We start from the raw sequence: 23,000 nt of genomic DNA on the forward strand, positions 1-23,000 counted from the left end.
CCGAAGGCTCGTCGGACCGTTGAACGGCGATGGAGTATGTGAGCGCCGACGCATACCAGCGCCTGACTGACCTCCTCGGATAGCATCGAGGATGATCGCGCTCACTGACACTGCCCGATTCTGCGGTGTTTTGGGAACCCGAACGCGCTTGCCAACGTCGGTTACCCATTGCCGTACTCGGGGCAGTAGGCGTCGACTGCATCAGCGAGCATGGCCCGTACCTGCGCTGGGGACAGCAGGGTGTCCTGTTGCTCGCTTTTGTCGATGAAGCTGTTGACGGCGGCCGTGTCGCCGGTACTGACGGCCAGGCAGAGCCAATAAGCCTGGTCGTGCATTTCTTCAGGAGAATCCGTCGGGACTATGCCGTCGCGCGCAAGCAGCTGGACGTAGAGGTCGTACGCGTGGGCCGGTGGAGCCGGAAGGCGTGGGGGTGCCGACGGTGCAGCAACGCTCGGCGGTGGTGAGGTAACGGTGACTGGTGGCGGCGCGGGCGGTACCTCATGCTGCGCAGGCGGCAGTGGTGCGATTGACACGGGCTTTATCGGCGTGGGCGCCGGGGCTGCCCGTGGCATCGGGACCGTTTTCACCGGCGCCGGTGGCGCGTGCGGGATCGAGTGCGTGAAGTCTTCGCGATAGAGCGCCAACGAAAGCCACCCGGTAGCCAGCGCCATCACGCACACCAGTGCCACCAGACTCGCCCAGCGCAGCCGCCAACGCCAATTCGTGCGTTCGGCGCTTTCGGCAGTTTCGTCGGTTTCGGCTTCGCTTGACCACGCCAACTCGGGTGACGTGACTGGCGGTCGGTTTAGTGCGACAGCGGTTTCATCGGTGTCACGCATCACCTCTGCCGCGACAGTGACGTGATCCGCCGCTGACTCGTCGGACCGTCCCATAGTTCAATTTTTGCTCCTCCAACGGGGTGATCAGCGGTTATTTATTCGCGTCCATGGCCGCACCGACTGGGCCAGCGTCGTCGCCGCGGCCTTGTCCACCGGGTCGTTCGCGGTGCCGAGCCAGACGATAAACCAGCGTTGCGGGGGCGAGGCGGTGGCCGCGTTCGGGGCGGTCGAACCGATGACACCCGTCCAGAGCTGGCCGTCCGGCTTGCTGGTGTCGCTGAACTCGACCTCGTAGTAGAACGCACTGCCCGCCATCCCGTTGGCTTTCAGCGGGGTGCTCTCCTCGTTAATCCGGGTGCCGGGGTATGGCATGAAGAACTCACCCATGTCTGAGGCCAGCCGGGTTGCTGCCTTCAGGTTGTCGGGTTCGGCGCTGGCGTAGAGCGTCTGGTCCAGTCTGCCCAGCACAATCCGGGTGTCATTGGCGACCAGCGGCGGTCGCCCGGGTTCGGCGGGTCTGATTTGCTTGCTCAACAGCGCGGACCCGTAGTCGAGGCGGGTGGCGTCTGACTCCACCCAGCCGGCGGGAATGACGAAGCTGAATCCACCGGCGGAATTGACGACCCTGTCGGCGTCCGGCGTGTTCGGTTGGACCTGCGGCGGGGGAGCGGGCGGTATCTCATACCGTGCGGGCGGCGGCGGTGGGATCGGCACGGAGTTGGTCGGTGTGGGTGCCGATGCCGATTGTGGCGCCGATTTCACCGTAGCCGGCCGCGCGTTTGGGATCGGGTGTGTGAAGTCTTCGCGATAGAGCGCCAACGAAAGCCACCCGGTAACCAGCGCCATGACGCACACGAGTACCACCAGACCCGCCCAGCGCAGCCGCCAACGCCAACGGACGCCTCCGGCGGCGTCGTTCTCCGTTTCACGTACTTCACTCGACCAGCTGCGGCCTTCGGCTTCTTCAGTTTCGGCTTCGCTTGACCACGCCAGCTCGGCGATCTCGGTCGGCGACACGTCGGGGACGCCAGCGGTCGCCTCGGCCAAGTCGGTGGCCGCCGAGGTGTGGTCCGCATTGTCGTCCATGACAGCAGAAGCTACTCCGCTGTCGGTGAGATCGGGGCTGTTTTGGGTGGCTGACCAGCGTATTATGTCGTCTCGCGGGTGCTTCCGGGTTCAGCCTGCGCGCTCAGTCGGGCCGCTCTCCGGGCCGCCCTCGACGACTTCGAATGGCAGATGCGCTACGAGCTACCCGAGATCATCGCCGCGGCCACCGCCGATGATCCCGGCCGTGGACAGGTGAGCATGACCGCATGGGACCCGACCGAACGAACCCCGACAGTGCTCGTGCGCCAGCGCGCACACCGCGGCCGCCGGCGGCCCTGACCCCGGGTCGAAGGGACCACTGTCGACACGTCGTCTCCGAATTTCTGTTCGGCCATCGGTGGGCGTCATAACGGTGCGGTGGGGACCGGCGGCCAGTTTTTGAGGTGCCGGTGATGATGGGCCGGGTGACGCCGAATTCGGCGGTGATCTGGGCGACGGGGTAGCGGCGCTTGCCGTGTTCATCTTGCTCGTCGTACATCTGCTGGGCCAGCTTCACCTGGCGGGGACCCGGTTTGGGTTTTTGTCCGCCGGTGGTCAACTGGCCCGCGCCGCGGCCAGCCCGTCCGTGGTGGGCTCCGACATCAGAGTGTGCTCGAATTCAGCTATGGCGCTGAGGATTTGGAAAAACATGCGGCCGATGGCAGTCGAGGTGTCGATGCCCTGGTCGAGCACCACTAAGTTCACGCCGGCGGCCTGCAGGCGCTTGGACAGCTCGATGAGGTGTTCTAGTCCCAAGTTACGGCGGGTCAGTTAGGCAATTTGGGGGTTGAGCTGGGGTCTGTGCGGGTTGGTCTGCCGAAGGTGTAGCCAGTGAATATGGTGTGTTGATGCTATTGATTGACGAGTTCGCCTTGTAATATTCAGTTATGGTCAAACCTGTGCGGATGCACGTAGCCCGGACTCCGAGCAAATATGTGGACAAGGCCGGCAACGTGCACCGCTATGAGTCGGTGCTGGTGCGTCGCACCTACCGCGACGGGACGAAGGTCCGCCACGAGACCCTGGCCAACCTGTCCAAGTTGCCCGCGGAGGTGATCGCCGCGATCGAGGCGACGCTGAAGGGACAGGTGATGGTGCCTGCCCAGTCGGCCTGCACCATCACCCGCTCGCTGCCGCACGGGCATGTGGCCGCAGTGGCGGCGATGGCGCGTCGGCTGGGGTTTCCGGCGCTCCTGGGTCCGGCGTGTCGATCCCGCGATCTGGTGCTGGGGTTGGTTATTTCGCGGGTGATCCGTCCGGCGTCCAAGCTGTCAACGTTGTCGCGGTGGGCCGATACCACCTTGGGGCCCGACCTGGACGTGGCTGGCGCCTCCACCGATGAGGTGTATGCCGCGATGGACTGGCTGGCGAATCGTCAGGACGCGATCGAGAAGAAGCTGGCCGCTAAACACCTTGGGCCAGCGGCGAACCCGTCACGGATGGCGTTGTTCGATCTGACCAGCTCATGGGTGACCGGGCGGTGCTGTGAGCTGGCCGCCCATGGCTATTCCCGCGACGGCAAAAAGGGCCTGCCGCAGATCAACTACGGGGTGCTCACCGACCCGGCCGGACGCCCCGTGGCGGTGCGGGTGTTTTCCGGAGATACCGCCGACCCGGTCGCGTTCACCGACATCGTCGAGGTGCTGCGCGACACGTTCGGGTTGACCCGGCTGGTGCTGGTGGGGGATCGCGGCATGATCACCAGTGCACGCATCAGCGCACTGAGAGAGCTTAACACCGATGCGGGAACCGGTTTCGGGTGGATCACCGCCCTGCGTGCACCCCAGATCGCCACCCTGGCCGCCGACAAGGGACCGCTGCAGATGAGCCTGTTCGACACCCAAGATCTCGCCGAGATCGCCCACCCCGACTACCCCGGGGAACGGTTGATCGCCTGCCGCAACCCCGCCCTGGCCGCCGAGCGGGCCCGCAAACGCGCCGCGCTGCTAGCCGCCACCGAGGCCGACCTGGCCGCCATCGCCGAGCGGGTGGCCCGCGGCACCCTCAAGGGGGCAGGCAAGATCGGTGAAGCCGTTGGGCGGATCATCGTCAAACACAACGTGGGCAAGCATTTTCACCGCACCATCACCGACACCAGCTTCACCTACCAGCGTGACCAGGCCGGCATCGATGCCGAGGCCAGCCTCGATGGCATCTACGTGCTGCGCACCAGCGTCGACGCCGATACCCTCACCCCAGCAGCCGTGGTGGAAAGCTACAAAAACCTCGCCCACGTCGAGCGCGACTTCCGCAGCATCAAGGCCGATGATCTGGATCTGCGGCCCATCCATCACCGCCTCGATAAGCGTGTCCGCGCCCACGTGCTGATCTGCCTGCTGGCCTGCTACCTGGTCTGGCACCTGCGTAAAGCCTGGGCGTCGCTGACCTTCACCGACGAACACCCACCCGCCCGCGACAACCCCGTCGCGCCCGCACAACGCTCACCACAGGCCCAGGCCAAAGCCTCGACCCAGCACGACCCAGACGGTAACCCGCTGCGCAGCTTCCGCGGCCTGCTCGATCACCTAGCGACCCTGACCCGCAACGACATTCACTACCACGGCACCAACGCCACGGTACCCACACTGGCCGAACCCACCCCCGACCAACGCCGCGCCTTCGACCTTATCGGCACCCCCATCCCGCTGACCGCCGCGTAGCCAGAACCACGACCCCACACCACCAGCAAAAACCCACGTCAGCCACGAATCCACCCACCCAAACCGCCGCAACTTCGGTCTAGTGACAGGCCCAGCCGGTCGAGTTTGGTCACCACGTCGAGAAGTCGGGGTTCAAGGACATCGAGCGGACCTGGACGTTGACTTTTGGGGCGTGGTCAACGGCACCAAAGCGTTACTGCCGCATGTGATCGCGTCGGGCGACGGGCACATCGTCGACATCTCGCGCCTGTTCGGGCTGATCGCGGTGGGGGCCAGAGCGCGTACCACGCGGCGAAGTTCGCGCTGCGGGGCTTCACGGAGGCGCTGCGCCAGCACATGCTGGTTGCGTTGCGGAGTTCTTCGACACGTATCTGGCACTGCATTCGCCGGAGATGACGGCGCAGACGATCGTCGACGGCGTCGGCAAGGGCCGCGCCCGCGTGGTGATCGGCTGGGAGGCCAAGGCCCCTCGATGTGCTGGCGCGGGTCGGCGGCTCGTCGTATCAGTGCGTGATCGCCGCGGCGGCGGCGCGTTTCTTCCCATGGGCCAACAAGCGTGCCCGTCAAGAAGAACGCTGAATGGCAGGCCAGGGAACCACGTGCCGGGGAATTTGTTTGTGGCCGCGCAGCGGACGGCGGCTTAGGGCAATTCGAGATACCAGTGCGGCACCGGTGCAGTACACCTGTGCGACAGGGGCTTTCAGCGCCCCGTGGGTAGCGGGCTGACCTGTCTCGTATGGTCGGTGTGTGCTGATCGGGGTGTTGCTGGCTCTGGGCTGCTCGGTGTGCTACGGCACGGCGACGGTGTTGCAGGCTGTCGCGACGCGCTCGGTGGAAGGCGGCGGCGGCTCGGGTGTCGACGCGGTGTTGCTGGTGCGCGCCGTCGGGCAGTGGCGCTATCTCGCCGGCTTCGGCCTTGACGGCCTCGGCTTTCTGCTTCAAGTGGTGGCGCTGCGCTTGGTGCCGATCTACGTTGTCGCCGCGGCGTTAGCTGCCTCCATCGCCGTCACCGCCCTCGTGGCCGCGTGGGTGCTGTCGGCGCGGTTGTCATCGGCGGAGTGGACGGCCGTGGGCGTGGTCTGTGTGGGGCTTACGATGCTCGGGCTCGCTGCCGGCCCAGAGGGCTCCCGGCACGGCCCAGCCGGACTGGGCTGGGCACTGTTGGGTTTGGTCGCCGCGGTAGTCCTCGCCGGTGCGGCGGCAGGCCGATTGGGCGACCGCTCACGGGCTCTCGTCCTGGGCTTGGGGGCCGGCGGCGGCTTCGGTGTCGTCGAGGTCGGCGTGCGCCTGATCGAGTCGATCGATCCCACCAAAGCCGCTTTTTACACCAGCCCCGGCCTGTACGCGGTGCTGGCGGGCGGAGCCGCCGGGTTTCTGTTGCTGACCTCTGCCCTCAGCCGCGGATCTGTGACCACGGCCGTCGCCGGAATGGTCGTCGGAGAAACAGTCGGGCCCGCGCTGGTCGGGGTGGTGTGGCTCGGCGACCGGAGCCGCGCCGGCCTCGGCTGGATGGTCGTCGTGGGATTCGCCATCGCAGTCGTCGCGACGCTGGCGCTGGCCCGATTCGGTCAAGCGCCGCAGCACAAAGCCACGAAAACTCAGCTGCCGCAGTCGAATACCGCATGAAACAGCCGCGTTGCCGGCATCCGTCTGGCGCGCGCCCAGCGCAGACTTTCGAGGCTCTTTTACCCGGGGGTGTGAATCCGCCCGCCTCAACGGCGCTCCGGTGTCGGTGCTGCTCGTTATCGTTGGGCCAGCTTCATGAGACGCCGTCGCCAAGCTCCGACTGGACGGCGCGCCAACCCCACGCTCGTGGGTGGCTCGGATGACGAAGCGGCCGACGCCAACCGGTGCCGGCAAGAGCGCCTCCTGCGGGGGCCCGATCTTTCGGGAGTCTTCATGTCCGAAATTTGGTGGAACCTCTCCGGCACCGACAACCGGTGCCACACCTATGGGGCCGGCCATTGGGTGCACTGGATTCAATACAAATTGTCGGTGCGAAGACCGGGGCCGATAATCCCAGTCATCGCCTCGGTCGCTGACGATGGGGCGCTGCTCCTGCATGGCGATGGGCTCTTGCTGCAGTGCTGGAATCACCGCCCGGCGCTGGTGCGAGCGGCGCTGCTGCGCTGCGTCGGAATCGCGCAGTGGAAGCCCGACTTCCATCTACTCGTCGTGCCGACCGGCGATCTGGTGGACGGGGCAAGCAACGTCTTTAGCCTCGCGGGGATCAAGGAGAAGCGCAAGTGCCGCGATATCCACGTTACGAATCCTGACCATTTGACTCCCAGAGCGCCGTCGCCGACGAATGTGCCGCCCTTGCGCCCAGCCAACAGGTACGCGGGGGGCAGACCTAGGCCCTCGGCGAGCCCCCGCGAGTCCGAAAGGCCATAACACATGAAATTGACTGCGGCAGCCGCCGAAGGGCGGCGGCGGCGTGGGTAACTTGCCGCGTCGTGATGCGGCCAGGCGTGCCGAATCGGCCCCCGCCGCTAACGGCCCCTGAATCCCCCCAGGAGGGAAAAACGGGCCTCCCCTGATTCCGTGCAGACTTCAGTTGTAGGGGTCGTGGGTGAAGTTGTTTGCTGACTGCCCCGGGCAGCTGCCTGGGGGTGCCTTCGTTGGTATGGACTTCGGTACCGTCGCCGTACCACTTGCCGTTGAGTTGCTGGGCGGCGAACTTGCGGTTAGCCAGGTCAGCAGCTCGCCACCGACCCTTGCCCGGCCGGGTGCCATGCCGGCGGTGCCGCTTGGGGCGAGCCACCATGCCCTGCTCACGCATGATCGTTGCGACGGTGTTCACACTGATGCTGCAGCCCTCGTCGCGAAGCTCGGCGTAGCTCCGCAAGGATCTGTATTTACCCTTGTGTGCGGCGAACAGCCGCCCGATGTCTGCGGTCAGTGCCCTGCGGCGAGCGTGCCGTGATGACGGGTCGCTATGGCGCCACTTGTAGAACCACGACTGCGATACCCCTAACGCCCGACAGTCGTGGCGTGCGTGATGCCGTAGTGTGCCCTCTGGGAGTCGATGAACCGTGACATCTCTACCGGCCCATCGCTTCTCGAACCCAGAGGGCGCATGAGTGCTTGGCCACATCACGCTGCACCGCCAGCTCCGTATTCTCCCTTCGAAGCCGGATCAACTCTCGGCGCTCGGACTCACTCAACTCATCGTCACCGCCGGCCCGACGCCGCCGCTCCTGGGCGCACCAGTGACCCAGCGCGCCCTCGTGGATCCCGAGCTCCCGGGCCACCTGCGCGATCGACTTGCCGGTCTCGGCCACGATTCCCACCGCGCCAGCCCTGAAGTCCTCATCGAACTTCCGCCTGTTTGCTGCCATCGCCGCCTCCTCAATGGCGATGTCTCCACGTTACGAGGGGGAAACCCCGTCGCGATGCGGCACCCCGGATGGTCTACGCGGGTAAGAATCAGTGACACTTAGCGTCTGCCAATGCTTCTCAGGAACGCCCGCTGAAGAGCGTTGCTCAGCTGGGCTATATCGTCAGCTAGCCGTGCCTGGCAGCTCGCGTCAACGAAAAGGCTGTGTTGGATCAAGCGACCCTCACCAGGAGCATTCGAACCCACGACATACACGCTGTGTTGGGTCCACACACGTCGGCCCGCTGCAGTGAGGTACCCGCTGCCACGCACCGCAGTCACTCCCGGTATCAGCGATGCGGCCGGGGTGGAAGTCGTGATGTCGTCGGCGCCGAGGCCGCGCAATGTGCAATCGGCGTGCTCGCGCATAACTTCCTCCGGCGGTTCGCCGGTGAACCCGAATACAGTGATCGTTTCACAGCCATCCCAGCGGCCATCGGAGTGCGGGCCATAGACCGCGATCCGCGACGGGGCAACGTTACCGCCCTCCACCAGAGCAATCCCCCAACCCGGCGGCACGCCCAAGTCTTTTAGCCAGCCCGGCAACTGCTCAGGGCGAAGCTGAACCAGGCCATCGACGTGGCGGGCCACCACGTTGACCACCGATGAGGCACCCGCTAGCCGGCGCAGCTCGGCCGCACAATCCTCGCTCGCGCTAGTCACTGGTCAAGTGCCGTCGCCTGCGCTGCTCGGCTGCACTGAGCCGGGGATGCCCCACTTAAAGATCGGCGGGCGCCCGCATTTGTTATCTGTGAGCACCGGCAGCCATCGCACCGATCCAGCATCAGTCGCGACCGCCATCCCTGAATGCCCTTATTTCCCTCAATTCTGCTTCAACGGCCTGCGCGACATGCCTGCCTTTTTCTGTTGATAGCACAAGCTGTTCACCTTTGGGCGTCAGCTTAAGCCAGAAGCGATAGGCCCATCCCAGTTGATCATCGTGGTGGGTGACATAGGCGTCGTAAACCCTTTGCATCGACACATCGGGCGGCTCGTCCCAGGCCACAAAGCGGTCGTCTTCGCCTGAGCGTCTGCCGAGTTCGAACAGCCCCTCCTCGATTAAAAAGCGCACTACTTCCAGAGTTTCGTTCTGTATTTCTGAAAGCGAGGCCAACGGAAGCTGTTGTCTCACTTTCCAATTGACCGCACTGAGACTTACCAAATCAACAAGACCATCGAGCAGTATTTCCTCGCGAGCTATATCGCGTACAGTGTTCATACTCTCCTAACCCTGCCCATCGTATCCAGGTCCCGACGTGGCGGGCCACCAAACCGGCGCTCGTGCGCACCGCCGCCACTCATCGCCACCGCACCTGCGGCCCATGGTCCATCATTTAAGGGCCTCGCCGACTTTGCCCAAGGTGGCCAATCCACCGACAACCAAGGCACCCAGGATCCCAAGCAGGCTTCGCTATGCTCCGGTGGCGGGTGCACTTCAGGGGCGTGAAGCTCAGGGATGTGCAGCGTGATTGGCGGGCCGGGCGTCATCGAGGGCGGTGCTGGCGCGGTATCGCCTGGGTTGTCCAGTGGGGCGAACAATGGAGGCTCGCTGGGGTGGACGTCGAACCCCGGGGACGACGGGTTCTGCAGCCACGGCGGCAAGGGCGGATGGTCGAGCACGGTTGGAGGTATCGCTACGGGAAGGTGGTTGGCGTCTGGTGGGGGAACGGCGGTAACGGGGGGATGAGCTAGCATCGACGACAGCTCGGGCGGAGGACTGATCACCGACGCCGATCCCGGACCGGCTGGCGCGCCTGGTGCGGCTGCCGGCGGCCCGGCCAGCTTTGGAAAGTTCAGCTCGCCACCCCTGGCGGGATTAACGTGAAGCTTAACGTTTTCGCCGTGCGGAAGAGTGACGTCCATTGTCGTCCCCCATTTTTCGCTCTGGCCTATCCTCACGATGGTTCCATCCGGGAGCTGACGCTCTATTCCTGTTCCACCCCGATACGGAGTTTCAAAGGTGTGGTCTGTCGCGCCTTTGCTAATCCAGTCCCAGAATTGGCGGAGATCATCTTCACTGCGGACCTCCCGGATGCCAGGAGCGCCTCGTCCATTTTCTGGGCGTTCTCGCGGTCATGTTCGACCATTGCCGCGACCCGGTGCCGGATGAAGTTGCGGTGCTGTTGAGCTTCCGCCAGGCGTTTAGCGTATTCGGCGTCGTTGGCGATGGTGCCGGTATAGGTGACGGTATAGTGCGGCCCGACCGAAAACCCCGCCTCACGCACCTCGCGCACCGCATCCAGCACCGTGTGGCGGCTGGCGGTCATCTGCTCGAAGGCGGCCACGCACACCTTCTCACCCGCACGCAACGGGTCGATCGCGCCGAGGCTCACCCGCTGCAGGTCGCGCTGGCGGGCGTCCAGGTCGGCGTGCTGCGCTTGTCCCGTCCATTCGGTGCCGCCGGGGTGCTGCGCGGCGTCGCGGGCCGCGGTGAAGGTGCGCTCCAGCCAGTCGGCGGCGCGACGAAAATAGTCCGCGGAGTCCAAATAGTGCTGGAAGCTGGCGGACTCCACCAACAACGGAGTTGCGTCCAGGGAGTGGTGTACGAGCCCTGAGGTCGGCGGGTGTGTCGTAGCGTCCCGTGTCGACAGGGCCGTGACATGGTTGTCCTCGCGTTGCTGTCCTTCGATTGACTTTTGCTCGTCGTTTCGAACGATCACGCGATGACCGCCCGCTATCCGGCCTACGACATGCCTAGCAGCAGCAACACGCTGTACACCACGCTCTTGGACCCCCTTGCATCCCATTAGTTTTCAGGTGCCGTTGACAAACGTCCGTTAATGCTTCTGAGGAACGCCCGCTGAAGATCGTTGCTGAGCCGGGCGATATCGGGCCACCACAGCCGGGACCGAGGACACCGCCGTCAACCGACGCTGCTCGGTAGCGAGATCATCAGCTTGCCCTGTCACGGTTTCGCTATCTGCACCGGTCTGCCAACCCCGCGGCCAAAGCAATCGAAGAAAAATTGCAGCAGAGCGCCGGGTTGACCGCTTCGCTTGCGGCGCTTTACATTACCCAGCCACTGGAGGCTTAGCTCGATCGAGCTTGGCGCGCTGGGTCTTTCCAGTAAACGTCATCCACCTCGGATCGCGGCTCTTCGCTCTTCCTCATGTCGTGCGATCTTTTTGCCTCGCTCTGTTGAGAGCGCAGCCTTTCTGCCTTTGGCGGTGAGGTTCAGCCAAAAAGAAAACGCCCATCCTGGCCTATGCTGATGGTGAATAACGTAGGCGTCGTACATTTCTCGCATCCACTGATCGTGTGACTCGGGTACGAATTGCGAGTTGTCACCGAGGTATCCCACTTCCATCAGGGCATCGCTTACGAGACACCGGATCGACTCCAGCGTTTCGTCCAACAGTTCTTGCTCTGATGCCGACGGATACTGCTGCTTGACCTCCGAATGAATACCTGCAAGATTTACCGGGCCAACGAGACCGTCGAGGAGTATTTCCTCACATAGCTTTTCCCGGGCTGTGCTCATTTCGCTTAATCCTTGCCTTTGGTCCTGCAGTTTGCGTGACGCACATGTCCGGAGCATCCCGATGCGTCCAGCGCTGTCCGGAGGGAATTTTCGTCGAGACAAGTGACCCTGCTGGTCAGAAACGGTCCTACGGTCAGCTGAGCCAGGTTATCGACATGATGAGGCAGCGCAGCCGCAGCCGACAATACTGTCGCCAGTCTGCCCTGCACCGCCACGAGTTCATTGCCGGCCAGCGCCGTCACGATGTCAACCCCTTGAGTCCCTCACCCAATGTAGCCAACCCCCCTACAACTATGCCGCCCAATACTGCAAGTAGGCCCTGCTGTTGCTGCGGTGTCATATGGGCTTCCGGTCCATACAGCTCAGGCATGTGCAGTGTGATCGGTGGTCCCGCCGGCGGCGGCACCGACAACGAAATGGGGTCATCCCACGGAGCGATCGGTGGCGGCTCGCTTGGTGTGAGATGAAACCCAGGTGGGGACGGGTCCCGCAGCCACGGCGGCAGCGGCGGATGGTCAAGCACCGTGGGAGGTATGGCCACCGGCGGGTGATCGGCCTGGACCGGTGGAGCCGCAGCCGACGGATGAGCCAGCTGCGGAGGCAAAGACGGCGGCGGACTGATCAGCGGCGCTGTGCCTGGGGCGGGTAGTGCGCCAGGACCCGCGCCAGTTGCCGGCAGGTTGGGTACGCCGCCTCTCATGGGATTGACGTGAAGTCTCGTGTAATCGCCGTTGGGAAACTGGACATCCATCGTCGGCCCGTATTCGTCGCTCGGCCCTAACCCGACGAGTGTTCCGTCGGGCAGCTGCCGCATGATTCCGTCTCCTCCTCGGTACGGCTTGCTTGGGATAAATGTCGGTGCATTGGCTGACGACCAGTCCCAGAACTTGCGTAAATCTTCCGGGCTGCGGACCTCAAGGTAATTAGGGCGGCTCCCTTGAGGAAGGTCCTTGATCGCCTCACGCAGATCCTCAGCTGTCCGACCGGGATCAGGTGGCGGTGCGGGGTCTCGCTTCCAGGTTCTGTCGACGGGGTGGGCCTGCTTGCGATCGTCGTCGTCGACAACACTGTCGTCCGGGATGGTTTTCGGCTCATCGAAGGTGAAGGTCTCCAGCCCGGAGAGCGCCTCGTCCATCTTCTGGGCGTTGTCGCGGTCATGTTCGACCATTGCCGCGACCCGGTGCCGGATGAAGTTGCGGTGCTGTTGAGCTTCCGCCAGGCGTTTAGCGTATTCGGCGTCGTTGGCGATGGTGCCGGTATAGGTGACGGTATAGTGCGGCCCGACCGAAAACCCCGCCTCACGCACCTCGCGCACCGCATCCAGCACCGTGTGGCGGCTGGCGGTCATCTGCTCGAAGGCGGCCACGCACACCTTCTCACCCGCACGCAACGGGTCGATCGCGCCGAGGCTCACCCGCTGCAGGTCGCGCTGGCGGGCGTCCAGGTCGGCGTGCTGCGCTTGTCCCGTCCATTCGGTGCCGCCGGGGTGCTGCGCGGCGTCGCGGGCCGCGGTGAAGGTGCGCTCCAGCCAGTCGGCGGCGCGACGAAAATAGTCCGCGGAGTCCAAATAGTGCTGGAAGCTGGCGGACTCCACCTCCGGCAGCGACGGCAGCTCGGCTGGCTCCGCGAGCATCAGAGTCTCTCGGAGTCGCCCACCGCGGCCAGCTGGGCCGCCGATGCGGCTTCGTTGCTCTCCAAGCTCTCCGCGGTGTGGGTGAGGCCCTCCGTAATGCAGCGCTGGCGGGTGCTTCCCGTCGTCAGGGCTTTAGCGGTGGCGGCGCGGTATCGGTTGGACCGCCCGGCGGCGGATTGCCAGGTCGACACCGCCGGGTTCAGCGGGGATGTGACCGCCGACAGCTCGGCTGCCCTCCCCGCGGACTGGGCGGCCTCCACGCGCAGACCGGCGGGGTCGACCTTCAGTGAGCTCACGGTGAGCATGCCCGGATTGTAGCCGTCGTAATTATCGGAGGGAAACGGCCGGCTGGCGGAGCAGGCGACAATGCGACGAACCCGGGCACCAGGCGCGCAGGCGAGGTTTCAGCGTCGGTCTGCGAGCTGGCGGTTGCCAGGAATACGGGACCAGTTCGACGGGAGTTTTGCCATGGGCATGGGACAACCCGTTTGCCAGGGCGGATTCCAGTGAATGTCGCAACGGGACGGTTGCAACACTGGTGGAGGGTCTGCCAGGTGGCCGACCGCCTTTGGGACTTCGCGTGGCTTCTATGTTGATTCTGATATAAGATGGGCATCGATCTGAAGCCCATCAGATGGCTTGGCACAACTCCCAACGACATCTGCGAGCAACGTCGCAAGGTTCGGTAGGAGTTTGGCCAGCAGCTGCTTTCGCGTGCAAATGGGTCTGATGCCAAACAATTACAAACCGATAAGCGCCGTGGGCCCTGGCGCGTACGAGATACGAGCGCGAGATGCAAACGGCATCGCCCGGCTCATCGACGTTGCGAAGTTCCACGACATGATTTGCGTCCTTCACGTCTTCACGAAAAAGCCGCAGCGGACACCGAAGGCTGATATCGATCTGGCCAGGAAGCGGTATAGAGAGGCAAAAGATGGCTGACAGCGTGTTCTACGACCTCGCTGAGACCTCGGAGGAGGCGGCCAACCTCACCGCGCGCGGCCTGTTGATGATCGCCATTGAGCAGCGAATCAGGGAAGAGGGTTGGACGCAGACCGAAGCTGCCGCGCGTCTTCATGTGGCCCAGCCACGAGTTTCGGACCTGCTGAACGGAAAGATCAGCAAGTTCAGCCTCGACGCGCTGGTCAACATGCTCGCACCGGTTGGGCTGACAATCGACCTTCGACCGGTTGCACGCCCACCGGTGGCAACGGCGAAGAAAGTCAAACGCGCCGGCCGCGACATCGCTGAACCGCTCGGGATATCCCCACAGCGAGTGAGTCAACTGACCAACAACTGGGCGGTAAAGCACACATCCAACTCAGTGAAACGGATCGCAACAAGCGCGCCCATCGATAAACTCTTCGACGATGGCGAGCGGTCGGACCCCACGCATGCCAAATTCTCGGAAAGCACCTTCCAGTACCTGAATCGCGTTGACCAACCAGCCTTGTCGTGCGCGCGTTCTCTACTAGAAGACTGGTTCAAGGAGTACCCGGCTGGTTCGCGGGAAGACCGACCTCCGCAACCGATTCCGTGACTCAGATGAAAGTCAGCATGTCGGCGCATGGTGGGAGCTTTACGTCTACACGCTTTATCGCCAGCTGGGCTACGACGTCGTCGTCCACCCGAACGTACCCCATAGCCCGAAGAACCCAGATTTCTTAGTCACTCGCGGACTTACCAGCATGTACATCGAATGCACGGTCGTGTTTCCGCAAGATCGGAGCACCGAAAACCGCACGCCAGGTACTCAAGAGTGGATACACGACTGCATCAACGAGGTTGAAAAAAGGAACTTCTTCATCGGGCTCCACTACGAAATTTCCGGCACGCAACGTCCCAAGAAAAGCGAGATCACTTTGGGCTTGACCCCGTTTGGTGGACACAGGGTCAGGCGGCTTGTGCCGTCTGAGTGAGTCGGTCTTCGAACTCGACCGGCCTCATCATAACGAGGGCCGAGTGACGCCTGCGTCGGTTATAGACCCGCTCGATCCAATCGCCCACGGCGAGCTTGGCGGCCGTCTTGGTTGGCCACAGGTATCGATCGTAGAACTCGACTTTCAGTGTGGCCCAAAACGATTCCTGCTGGGCGTTGTCCCAACACACCGCGGTGCGGCCCACTGAACGAGCCAGGTTGTGCTCGCGGGCGAACCGCGCGAGCTGTGCTGAGGTGTATTGGCAGCCGCGGTCGGCGTGCAACACGACCTGCTCGGCGAGCTCGCCGCGCATCGCCACAGCCATCGCCAGGGCGGCCTGGACCAGATCGGTGTGCAGGTACTCGTCGATGGCCCAGCCGATTACCCGCCGTGAGCAGCCGTCGCGGACGGCGCACAGATAAAGCCAGCCCTCACCCGTGCGCAGATAGGTGATATCGCTGGTCACACTTGGTTGAGGATCCCGGTGTCGAAACGACGCTTGACCAGGTCTTTAGGCACCGCAGCATCCAGGTCAACCACCGTGGTGGCCGGTGCGAACCGCCGCGGGCAGATCCCGGCCAAACCCTGGCGGCGCAGTGAGGCCGCCACCGTCTTGCGCGAGACCCGCTCACCGTCGTCACGCAGATCGGCCAGAATCCGCGGCGCCCCATACACCCCGTCAGAGGCCTTATGGAATGCCGCCACCTTGGCGTCCAGCTCGGCGCGCCGCTGCTGTGCCGGAGTCGGTCCGCGATCGCGGGATTTACGCCACTTGTAGTAGCCCGAGCGCGACACCTCCAGCAGTTCGCACATCCGCTTAACCGGGTAGGTGGCCTTCTCCGCCTCGATCACCCGGTAGGCTTCTACCGGTTGTGTTCGGAGACGAAGAAGGCCGCGGCTTTTTTTAAAAGCTCACGGTCCAAACGTAATTCGGCGTTCTCTTTACGCAGACGCTCCAACTCCGCGCGTTCATCAGCATCTAACACCGCGCCAGTATCACCAGCCGCAGCCGCCTGGCGTTGGAGGCGCACCCAACGCCCCAGCACTTGATCACCCACACCAATCTCAGCCGCCACGTGAGCCACCGGGCGGCCGGTCTCAATCACCAGGCGGCCAGCCTGCTCCCGAAACTCCGGGGTGTACTTGCGGCGCTTGCCCGACATACGGACATCCTTCCCGCGGGACCAGCAGTCCCGCCAGTCAGGTGTCCACCATCAGGGGTCAACCCCAAAACCCCGCCGCTGGGCGGTCAGGGGAGTCGCTGCTGGTGGGTCGGGCAGCCGCAACAACGCAACCTAATGAGTTGTTGCCTCGGCATGCCCGCTGTTCGGGTTGGTCGCACACAGAACCGTTTACGGGACACTGGGCAGCGGCGGTTAGCCTTGGCGGTTCCAGTCGACGATCCTCATGCGCACATCGACACCTGCGCCGAGTTTTTGTTGAAGGCCGCGCAGAAAACCCCACTGATGCGCCACCTCGGCGGCCAGACGCCGGCACACCTGCTCCACCACATCAACCGACTGGTGCGGATAATCCAGTTCCGAATCGCGCTCCAGGGTCTCGGCGGCTGACGCCACCGGCCTGTCGTTCTCCAGCAGGATCACCGCGATCTGGCGTCGGTCTATCGCCACCACCCAGCGCATCCCCTCCGGCAACTCCGGCAGGGCTGAGGCGGTTTCACCGTTGGGCGCGTAGGTCATGTGCGCTGCCGCTGCCGTTTGCGGTGAGCCCTGATCCAATTGAAGGCCACACCACCGGCTGCTACCGCCAACACGGCCAGGTTGACATACCGGTGTTTCGGACTGTCTATGGCGTCAAATATCAACATCGTTGCGAGAACAGCCAGAATGCAGTATTGGACGATGCGCTGCCGATGTACGGATTGCTGATGGTTGCGCGCTGCGGCGGGCAGCGACCATCGAACCGACGCCTATGGCCAATCCGACCGTCACGGCTGCAACGACAAGCACTGAGAACATCTTTCACACTCGTTGAGCCTGTCGATGCTGTCCCAGAGGCCGCCGATACCAGCAAGAATCGCCGCAGTTGTGCCACCCGCCGTTGGCACTTCGCCAGCGATACCGGAGGAGATGCCGGCGGCACCGCCGACACCAATCGTCGTGTCTTTCGCTATCTCGCAGGACGAACCTACCTTTGTGGAGTACTTCTGAGTCTGTTCTTGCGTAGCACCCTCAGTGAGGTGACAACCAATGCCCCGGCAAGTGCGATTAGCAAATACCGAAAGTTATCTTTTACGGCGATAAATTTGACAACGAAAACGGCCGCCATTAACAGCATTATGTAGGCGCTCAGTAAGTGTGAGCGTCGCGACGCTTCCGCACTGCTGAGGGCGCGGCGCTTGACAGTCCTCGTTAGCGCCACGCCGCCGATAAGTCCGAGCGCTACAACGACTGCCAGAACAAGGATCATCCCTGTTATTCCCCACATTTGCCGATCTCGTTTACTGCGTCAGCGACTCCGGCCAGACCGGCGAGGATAGGCACTACACCGGCTCCCAGGGTGAACGGTGTGGCAGTCGCACCAACCCCTATTCCGACAGCGCCAGCGATTGCTTCGGCGAGAATCGCAGCCTCGTCGCCAGTGCTGCAGTTCGGGAGCGGATCGGTATTCTTCGGCACATTCGGCGGCAACGTGATGACACCCGGCGGGGTGTGCGCGGGCGGACGTTTGATGGGTTCGCCGGTTTGCGGCGGGTTGGGCGGGGGGCTTGGTTGCGGTGTGGGTCCGTCGGTTTTGAAGTGGTTGTCGACGGCTTGGATGTGTCGGTGGATGGCGCCGTCTCCGCCCAGGTCACCGGCGGCGCTGATGATGTCGGTGGCGGTCTGATACTCCTGGGTGGCGAACGCGCCCGCCTGGGCGCGCAGCTCTGTGGTGATGGCCTGCGCGGCCGACAGCCGGGCGTACCAGCCGATCGATCCGGGCGGATACATCGCGTCGGTAGCCGACCAGTCCTCCCCGACCACGAACCCGGACTGGCGGGCCTGATCCACCCCGGACAGGATGGCTTGCTGCTGCTGGTGTAGCACACTGGCCCCGTTCTCGGCGACGCCGGCGGCAGCGTCGAGCAGCCCGGCCTGCTCTTCGGCGGTGGCGAGGTGCCCGGCCATCGCCGCGCGCATCGCCTGATCACCCTCGCCTTGCCAGTCCAGGGCGTCAGCCTGGGCCTTGATCGCGCCCACCACGTCGCGGCGGCGGGTGGCCAGCTCCCGCCAATAGGCGGCGTGCTCGGTCAAATGCGACACGTCATAAGCGCGGAGCGCCGACTGGGAGGGAATCACCCGGCCTGCCGATCCGCGCCGCTGAGCGTGGTGATCACGGTTCTGACCGCGCCCGCCGCCTCCGCGTCGCCGGCCTCATATCCGCTGGCCGCCGCCCGGGTGGCGGCGGAAGTCGCGGTGATGCGGGTGTGCAGCTCGGCGGTGACGGCCGCCGCGGTGCCGCTGACCGCCCCGGCGGCCAGCATCGACAGCCAGGAAAACACCGGGGGCTCCAGCGTCGGCGGTGCGGCGTGCAGCTCGCCCAGCTGGGCATCCCACCCGGTGCCCGCTGCCCGCACCGCATCGGGAAAAACCCGAAGAACACCGCCCATGCAGGCAGTGTAACCCCCACCTCCGCATCCACGCGCACGGTTAAACCCCGCCGAGGACGGTCAGGGGTCACGGCGCAGTGGCGCACGCAGCATGTCCTTATTCCGGTCGTCTTATGCCGCCACGGCCCGCTGATCGATTTGACCGATCTGGTAACCGACAGCAGATCGAGGCCCGTCACGTTCGGCAGCGATCGCACACGGCATGGCGCACCTCGATGAACACGAGATCACCACCAGCCGGGGTCGTTACCCAAACGATCGCCGCCTACGTGGTAGACCAGGGCGCGAGCGCGCTGCGCTTTCCTGCGCGCCTGGACGGCAACGCGTGCGTGGCGCTGTTGGATCAGCGTGGCGCAGTGAGCACCGCCGGAGATCAGATCGCACCGATCGACCAGCTACCCGACGGGCTCACCAATGTCGCAGGGCCGTGGGGCCGGGCGCTGGAACCGACCGCGCCATGACAGCTGTGCCGGCCTTTCGATATCCGGCCGTGTCCACGCCGCTGGTCATGTCAGCGGGGATCTCGACGAGGGCGTCGGCTATCGGATCGGGGTCGGTGCGGGCTTGATTGTCCCGGCAGGTGGTCGTGGTGCTTGCGGACGGATCGGCGCTTGGGTGGAAGCCGTGAGCATGGTCCGTGCGGCCGCTGGCGACGGCTACCCAGGCATGGGTTATGTGATCGATCCCCTCCTCCGCGACGAAGATGCCCAACTTGCCGCTCGTGACCGGCTTGCAGAAGGAACCAGGCCTCTGCTTCCGGGGATTCCGGTCGCCACCGACACCGAGATGAACGATCGGCAGGTCGCCGCCGCACCTGAGCGGCATCGCTCGGGGTAGGTGAGCCAGGTGTCCATCAACCGATTGGGCATCGTTTCATCCGCTCGGTTCCGACACAACTCAGCTGTTTTTCCTGCCCGCTATCCAATCCCGAAGGCTCGTCGGACCGTTGAACGGCGATGGAGTATGTGAGCGCCGACGCATATCAGGGTCGTGTCCCTCCGGCGGTGTAAAAGGGTTCGGACGGAGGTTGCGTCGAAGACGAGCAAGTCTGAAGGAAGGAGCCTACGTCCGTGTCGAAGAGGTTATCGCCTGCTGAGCGGTTGCGCATGGAGATCGATGAGGTGTTCGCCGGCGGTGAGGATTTGTCGCGTGCGATCGAGCGGGTGGCCCGGGTGGGCGCGTTGTTGCTGCAGTGCGCGTTGGAGGCCGAGGTGACCGCGTTTTTGGGCCGGGATCGCTACCAGCGGGCCGCAACCAGTAAGGATCCGCGGGCCGGGATGCGTAACCCGTACCTGCCGACGGCCGGCGTCCACCTGGGCCAACAGCAGACTGCGGACCTCGGCGGCGCGTAAACCGCCGAGCAGCATCAGCAGCACCATCGCTCTGTCACGGTGGGTGCCTAGGAGTGCACTGAACAAGGTAGCGGGCGTGTGACGAGTGATGTTTGCTATGTGGTTCGTGGTTGGTGGATGAATCGCCTGGATTGGTTTGGGCGACGGCGAGATTCGGTGTGCAGACAGCCGTTGGGGCTGGTTGTGGCGGCGGCCGGGGTGTCAGGGCAGGGCCCAGGCCCCGTCCCGCTGGGTCAGGCCGGCGTTGACCAGGGTGCGCAGGTTGATCGCGGCAGCCCGGTTGCGTAGCCAGGCGTGGTTCTTATCGACGCCGTGGTAGCGCAGCTTGACCCGGCGCCCGCGTTGGGTGGCGACCCAGGCGATGATCCGTTCTACGGTCGAGCGGGTGGGGTAATCCTGCTTGAACTCTTCGGTGCGGGCCTGTTGGCGGGCGTCGCGTAGCAGCTGCTGGTGTTCGTGGATGCTCATCGACCGGCCGTCGGCGGTGGTGGTGCAGCGGTCCCGTAACGGGCAGCCGGTGCACAGCGTGCCGAAGGTGACGGCCCGTTTGGCGCTCATCGTGCGGGTGTGCCCGGCCGGGCACGTGACGGTACGGGCGGACTCGTCGACGGTGAAGTCATCGAGGGTGAACCCGCCGGGCACCGCGGGCAGCAACGGCTTGGGTTTGATCACCGTGTCGTGCCCGCCGGCCGCGTAGGCCGCGCGTGCCTCACCGCTGCCATAAGCGGAATCGCCGTAGACCTGCAGCCCCAGCCCGGCGCCGGTGGCCACCATCGCGACCGCGGCGACACACCCCCGACGGTCTGTGCACCGGTCGGCGACCCTGACACGGAATCAGGTTGCACCGCAGCGCGATCGGCGGTGTCGCCGCGAGCGTCGCGGAGTTCGTCGGTGGCGGGCGCGGCTGCCGACGCGGTGTCGGTGTCACCGCCGTGGTGGTAGCGGTCGCGGCCGATCATCGCCGCGCCGACCACCGGGTCGCTGCCGGCCTCTCCGGCCGCCTTGGTCAGCTCGGCGTCGGTGATCAACCCGGTCTTCGGCTCGGCCGCGATGTGCCCGCGGAATCCGTCGCGGCGCACCGACTTGGACTTGCGGGTGTGGCGGGCCTCGGTGTCCACCGTTGAGATCACCCGATCCGGCGCGACCCGCCGCGCGATGCGCTGGCACCGTCGGCGCCATCAGAGCCCTCAGCCGGTTCCACATCTTCGCCGGCGACCAACGCCAGCAACCCCAACGCGCCCGCGGCCGGTTCGTCGCGGTCCGGGGCGTTCTCACCGCACAGCTCGGCCAGCACCGCGGTCGCGTCGTTGACCAGATCCGACACCAAACCCCGCTTGGCGGCCGGATCGTCCCAATCGATGCTCGACTTGCCCGGTTTCGAATAATCGCACCGCGCGACCCGCTCGATCACCGACTGCGCGCCGGGCACGCACCGCGCCACCTTGCGCATCGCGGCCACCAGCTGAGTCACCGTGTCCTGGGTGGCCACCGCGTCGTCGAACACCGTCGAATCCAGGCAGCGCTTCCGCTTGCCGCGCAGCACCCCGGTCTCGGCGATCACCGCCGCGACCGCATCAAACACCCGATCCGGGCGCTCCGAGGCCGCGATCCGGCGCCGCCAGTACACCAGCGTGGACGGATCAAACGAGGTCGCCGACAACGACCGCCCGCAGGCCACCTTCCAGCGGAGGTCATAGCGCAGCGCCTCGGCGGTCTGCGGGTCAGACAGGTCATAGAGCTCTTTGAGCACCAGCACCGACCCGACCAGATCCGCCGGCAGCGACGGCCGCCCGGTCCTCGAGCCAAACAGATCGGAGATGAACGACTCCGGGGACAGCTCATGGCGGTGCTCGGCTAAAAACGCGAAAACGCTGCCCGGCTCTACCAGCTCCCCGACCAGCGATTCCACGTCCAGCAACTCCCGGTCCGACCGCGTAATCCCTTGCACCACAACATCATCACACGCAACACAGTGCGCAGCCGTCAGACACGCCGACCGGTCGACGGGTTATTCAGTGCGCTCCTAGGTCGGTCAGGAAACGCCTCAATCTCAGCCAGCTCAAGGCTTTCCGGCAATAGCCGCTGCTCGCGCACCAGCTGGCCGCCCGGCCTTGAGTGGCGAGCCAGGATATTACCCAGCAGGCCCCGCCGCGCCCGAAGGCCGCTGGTGCGTCGCGCCGTCGGCACCGGGCTTGTCATCACCACTCCGGTGATCACCGCGAACTCGAACAGCGCCCGCACCGCGTCGATGCGCCGGTTTTGCGTCGCAGCGGCGGCGCCCCGCCGCTCGCACAATCGCACCACCACGAGCCTCACTGGTGGGACCTCACCTGCGCCGAGCGTGTCGCTCTGCCGAGGGCCGGTTAACGGATAATGTGTTGGCCAAGGTGCCCAAACACGCGGCTGGCGAGGTCAAGGCCGACTACTGGGCGATCTTTGACCTGCCCGAGCACGTAGCACCCGGCCTGGACGCGGTGAAAATGGCCCAGGCCAACATAGACGTGTTTGCCAAGCGCTGGCGCGACACCTATCCGGGTGCGGTGCGCAGCCTGCTCGCCGACCGCGAGTCGCTGACGGTCCATTTGCGGTTTCCTCGCGAGCACTGGAACCGGATCCGCCACTTGAACTTTATTGAGCGCACCTCCGGCGAGTCTCGCCGCCGGGTCAAGGTGATCGGGCGGCTGGCCGGTGAACACTCCTGCTTATCGCTGGTGTGGGCGGTGCTCGACTGCGCTTCAGCGGCCGGCGTGGGTTCACCATGACACCGGCCGGGCTGCGCCTGTTGCAGGATCTGCGCCGGGCTATGTATGACCTGTAAACCCAACTGCCACGACTGAATTCGGCAAAGCACACTGAACTGAGCGCGGGGTGTCGCCAACCGAATCCGCTGCCACCGCATAAAATCATGAGAATAAGCGAGCGGAGCCTATGTCAGGCCACTTTTACACCGCTCCGGGGACGCCACCGTTCAACGGGCGCTTGAACCTCGAGAGAAGGTTGCGAATCAGCCATGGCGACCACTTACCAGGTCAGCAGCGATG

26 protein-coding genes, 3 pseudogenes and 1 riboswitch are annotated in these 23,000 nt (G+C 64.6%); of the genes and pseudogenes, 10 read left to right on the forward strand and 19 right to left on the reverse strand.

What is annotated here, in order from left to right:
- Nucleotides 1–161: 161 nt before the first annotated feature.
- Both QJR12_RS09630 and QJR12_RS09635 read right to left on the reverse strand, forming a co-directional pair.
- Entirely contained in the window at nucleotides 162–893 is a 732-nt protein-coding gene (locus QJR12_RS09630; protein WP_300581292.1) for a DUF732 domain-containing protein, read from the reverse strand.
- Between the two features lie 30 nt (nucleotides 894–923).
- Nucleotides 924–1,925 carry an alanine and proline-rich secreted protein Apa gene (locus QJR12_RS09635; protein ID WP_300581294.1) on the reverse strand — a complete coding sequence of 334 codons (1,002 nt, stop codon included), beginning with the start codon at nucleotides 1,923–1,925 and terminating at the stop codon, nucleotides 924–926.
- Between the two features lie 78 nt (nucleotides 1,926–2,003).
- Here QJR12_RS09635 and QJR12_RS09640 point away from each other — a divergent pair, with 78 nt between their 5' ends.
- Nucleotides 2,004–2,225: a hypothetical protein gene (locus QJR12_RS09640; RefSeq protein ID WP_300581297.1), complete on the forward strand. Its 222-nt coding sequence runs from the start codon at nucleotides 2,004–2,006 to the stop codon at nucleotides 2,223–2,225.
- Between the two features lie 255 nt (nucleotides 2,226–2,480).
- Here QJR12_RS09640 and QJR12_RS09645 read toward each other — a convergent pair whose 3' ends face one another.
- A complete protein-coding gene (locus tag QJR12_RS09645) occupies nucleotides 2,481–2,681 on the reverse strand; it encodes a recombinase family protein (RefSeq protein WP_300581299.1) in 201 nt (66 codons plus the stop codon).
- 131 nt (nucleotides 2,682–2,812) lie between these two features.
- On the opposite strand from QJR12_RS09645, the gene QJR12_RS09650 reads away from it, so the two are divergent.
- The 3 genes and pseudogenes from QJR12_RS09650 to QJR12_RS09660 all read left to right on the forward strand — a co-directional run bounded on the left by QJR12_RS09650 (nucleotide 2,813) and on the right by QJR12_RS09660 (nucleotide 6,211).
- Nucleotides 2,813–4,585 carry an IS1634 family transposase gene (locus QJR12_RS09650; RefSeq protein ID WP_300575500.1) on the forward strand — a complete coding sequence of 591 codons (1,773 nt, stop codon included), beginning with the start codon at nucleotides 2,813–2,815 and terminating at the stop codon, nucleotides 4,583–4,585.
- 113 nt (nucleotides 4,586–4,698) lie between these two features.
- Nucleotides 4,699–5,164: pseudogene (locus QJR12_RS09655) on the forward strand (SDR family NAD(P)-dependent oxidoreductase); the annotation flags it as partial.
- A 168-nt stretch (nucleotides 5,165–5,332) separates the two neighbouring features.
- Nucleotides 5,333–6,211: a hypothetical protein gene (locus QJR12_RS09660; RefSeq protein ID WP_300581302.1), complete on the forward strand. Its 879-nt coding sequence runs from the start codon at nucleotides 5,333–5,335 to the stop codon at nucleotides 6,209–6,211.
- Between the two features lie 131 nt (nucleotides 6,212–6,342).
- Nucleotides 6,343–6,454, forward strand: a riboswitch (SAM riboswitch).
- Between the two features lie 484 nt (nucleotides 6,455–6,938).
- Here the strand turns inward: QJR12_RS09660 and QJR12_RS17735 are convergent.
- The 8 genes from QJR12_RS17735 to QJR12_RS09695 form a co-directional block, all read right to left on the reverse strand.
- On the reverse strand, nucleotides 6,939–7,682 hold the full coding sequence (locus tag QJR12_RS17735) for an IS3 family transposase (RefSeq protein WP_366526301.1): 744 nt from the start codon (nucleotides 7,680–7,682) through the stop codon (nucleotides 6,939–6,941).
- Nucleotides 7,630–7,926, reverse strand: coding sequence for a transposase (locus QJR12_RS09665; RefSeq protein ID WP_300581305.1), 297 nt, complete (start codon nucleotides 7,924–7,926; stop codon nucleotides 7,630–7,632). Before QJR12_RS09665 ends, QJR12_RS17735 begins: the two co-directional genes overlap by 53 nt.
- 98 nt (nucleotides 7,927–8,024) lie before the next feature.
- Entirely contained in the window at nucleotides 8,025–8,567 is a 543-nt protein-coding gene (locus tag QJR12_RS09670; protein ID WP_300581308.1) for a hypothetical protein, read from the reverse strand.
- Between the two features lie 181 nt (nucleotides 8,568–8,748).
- Nucleotides 8,749–9,183, reverse strand: coding sequence for a hypothetical protein (locus QJR12_RS09675; RefSeq protein ID WP_300581311.1), 435 nt, complete (start codon nucleotides 9,181–9,183; stop codon nucleotides 8,749–8,751).
- A gap of 706 nt (nucleotides 9,184–9,889) precedes the next feature.
- Nucleotides 9,890–10,477, reverse strand: coding sequence for a hypothetical protein (locus QJR12_RS09680; protein WP_300581313.1), 588 nt, complete (start codon nucleotides 10,475–10,477; stop codon nucleotides 9,890–9,892).
- 560 nt (nucleotides 10,478–11,037) lie between these two features.
- A complete protein-coding gene (locus QJR12_RS09685) occupies nucleotides 11,038–11,445 on the reverse strand; it encodes a hypothetical protein (RefSeq protein ID WP_300581316.1) in 408 nt (135 codons plus the stop codon).
- A gap of 238 nt (nucleotides 11,446–11,683) precedes the next feature.
- Entirely contained in the window at nucleotides 11,684–13,078 is a 1,395-nt protein-coding gene (locus QJR12_RS09690; protein WP_300581319.1) for a hypothetical protein, read from the reverse strand.
- A complete protein-coding gene (locus QJR12_RS09695) occupies nucleotides 13,078–13,383 on the reverse strand; it encodes a hypothetical protein (protein WP_300581321.1) in 306 nt (101 codons plus the stop codon). Before QJR12_RS09695 ends, QJR12_RS09690 begins: the two co-directional genes overlap by 1 nt.
- 424 nt (nucleotides 13,384–13,807) lie before the next feature.
- On the opposite strand from QJR12_RS09695, the gene QJR12_RS17740 reads away from it, so the two are divergent.
- Complete coding sequence (locus tag QJR12_RS17740) at nucleotides 13,808–14,020, forward strand: type II toxin-antitoxin system RelE/ParE family toxin (RefSeq protein WP_366526306.1); 213 nt, start codon at nucleotides 13,808–13,810, stop codon at nucleotides 14,018–14,020.
- Nucleotides 14,013–14,264, forward strand: a pseudogene (locus QJR12_RS09700) (helix-turn-helix transcriptional regulator); the annotation flags it as partial. The gene QJR12_RS17740 and the pseudogene QJR12_RS09700, both read left to right, overlap by 8 nt.
- Nucleotides 14,265–14,971: 707 nt before the next feature.
- On the opposite strand, the pseudogene QJR12_RS09705 reads toward QJR12_RS09700, so the two are convergent.
- Both QJR12_RS09705 and QJR12_RS09710 read right to left on the reverse strand, forming a co-directional pair.
- A pseudogene (locus tag QJR12_RS09705) lies at nucleotides 14,972–16,160 on the reverse strand (IS3 family transposase).
- Nucleotides 16,161–16,373: 213 nt separating this feature from the next.
- The gene (locus tag QJR12_RS09710) at nucleotides 16,374–16,697 is read right to left on the reverse strand and encodes a hypothetical protein (RefSeq protein ID WP_300581323.1); all 324 of its coding nucleotides are present in this window, start codon (nucleotides 16,695–16,697) and stop codon (nucleotides 16,374–16,376) included.
- Between the two features lie 155 nt (nucleotides 16,698–16,852).
- Here QJR12_RS09710 and QJR12_RS09715 point away from each other — a divergent pair, with 155 nt between their 5' ends.
- Nucleotides 16,853–17,302, forward strand: coding sequence for a hypothetical protein (locus tag QJR12_RS09715; RefSeq protein WP_300581326.1), 450 nt, complete (start codon nucleotides 16,853–16,855; stop codon nucleotides 17,300–17,302).
- 130 nt (nucleotides 17,303–17,432) lie between these two features.
- Here the strand turns inward: QJR12_RS09715 and QJR12_RS09720 are convergent, their stop codons facing one another.
- Together QJR12_RS09720 and QJR12_RS09725 are read right to left on the reverse strand one after the other, a co-directional pair.
- Nucleotides 17,433–18,296: a hypothetical protein gene (locus tag QJR12_RS09720; RefSeq protein WP_300581329.1), complete on the reverse strand. Its 864-nt coding sequence runs from the start codon at nucleotides 18,294–18,296 to the stop codon at nucleotides 17,433–17,435.
- Nucleotides 18,293–18,607 (reverse strand): hypothetical protein, encoded by a 315-nt coding sequence (locus QJR12_RS09725; protein WP_300581331.1) that lies wholly within the window; start codon nucleotides 18,605–18,607, stop codon nucleotides 18,293–18,295. Before QJR12_RS09725 ends, QJR12_RS09720 begins: the two co-directional genes overlap by 4 nt.
- 215 nt (nucleotides 18,608–18,822) lie before the next feature.
- Here QJR12_RS09725 and QJR12_RS09730 point away from each other — a divergent pair, with 215 nt between their 5' ends.
- Nucleotides 18,823–19,068 (forward strand): hypothetical protein, encoded by a 246-nt coding sequence (locus tag QJR12_RS09730; protein ID WP_300581333.1) that lies wholly within the window; start codon nucleotides 18,823–18,825, stop codon nucleotides 19,066–19,068.
- A gap of 609 nt (nucleotides 19,069–19,677) precedes the next feature.
- The gene (locus QJR12_RS09735; protein ID WP_300581336.1) at nucleotides 19,678–19,959 is read left to right on the forward strand and encodes a hypothetical protein; all 282 of its coding nucleotides are present in this window, start codon (nucleotides 19,678–19,680) and stop codon (nucleotides 19,957–19,959) included.
- 201 nt (nucleotides 19,960–20,160) lie between these two features.
- On the opposite strand, the gene QJR12_RS09740 is transcribed toward QJR12_RS09735, so the two are convergent.
- The 4 genes from QJR12_RS09740 to QJR12_RS09755 are packed head-to-tail and all read right to left on the reverse strand — an operon-like array spanning nucleotide 20,161 to nucleotide 22,275.
- Nucleotides 20,161–20,730, reverse strand: coding sequence for a transposase (locus QJR12_RS09740; RefSeq protein WP_300581338.1), 570 nt, complete (start codon nucleotides 20,728–20,730; stop codon nucleotides 20,161–20,163).
- Nucleotides 20,628–21,089, reverse strand: a complete 462-nt coding sequence (locus QJR12_RS09745; RefSeq protein ID WP_300581341.1) for a hypothetical protein — start codon at nucleotides 21,087–21,089, stop codon at nucleotides 20,628–20,630. Before QJR12_RS09745 ends, QJR12_RS09740 begins: the two co-directional genes overlap by 103 nt.
- Nucleotides 21,086–21,907: a transposase gene (locus QJR12_RS09750; RefSeq protein ID WP_300581343.1), complete on the reverse strand. Its 822-nt coding sequence runs from the start codon at nucleotides 21,905–21,907 to the stop codon at nucleotides 21,086–21,088. Before QJR12_RS09750 ends, QJR12_RS09745 begins: the two co-directional genes overlap by 4 nt.
- Nucleotides 21,908–21,942: 35 nt before the next feature.
- Entirely contained in the window at nucleotides 21,943–22,275 is a 333-nt protein-coding gene (locus tag QJR12_RS09755; protein ID WP_300581346.1) for a hypothetical protein, read from the reverse strand.
- A gap of 71 nt (nucleotides 22,276–22,346) precedes the next feature.
- Here QJR12_RS09755 and QJR12_RS09760 point away from each other — a divergent pair, with 71 nt between their 5' ends.
- Entirely contained in the window at nucleotides 22,347–22,721 is a 375-nt protein-coding gene (locus tag QJR12_RS09760) for a transposase (protein ID WP_300581349.1), read from the forward strand.
- Nucleotides 22,722–23,000: the final 279 nt, after the last annotated feature.

The sequence above is a fragment of the Mycobacterium sp. genome (genome assembly GCF_029961025.1).
Lineage (GTDB): Bacteria > Actinomycetota > Actinomycetes > Mycobacteriales > Mycobacteriaceae > Mycobacterium.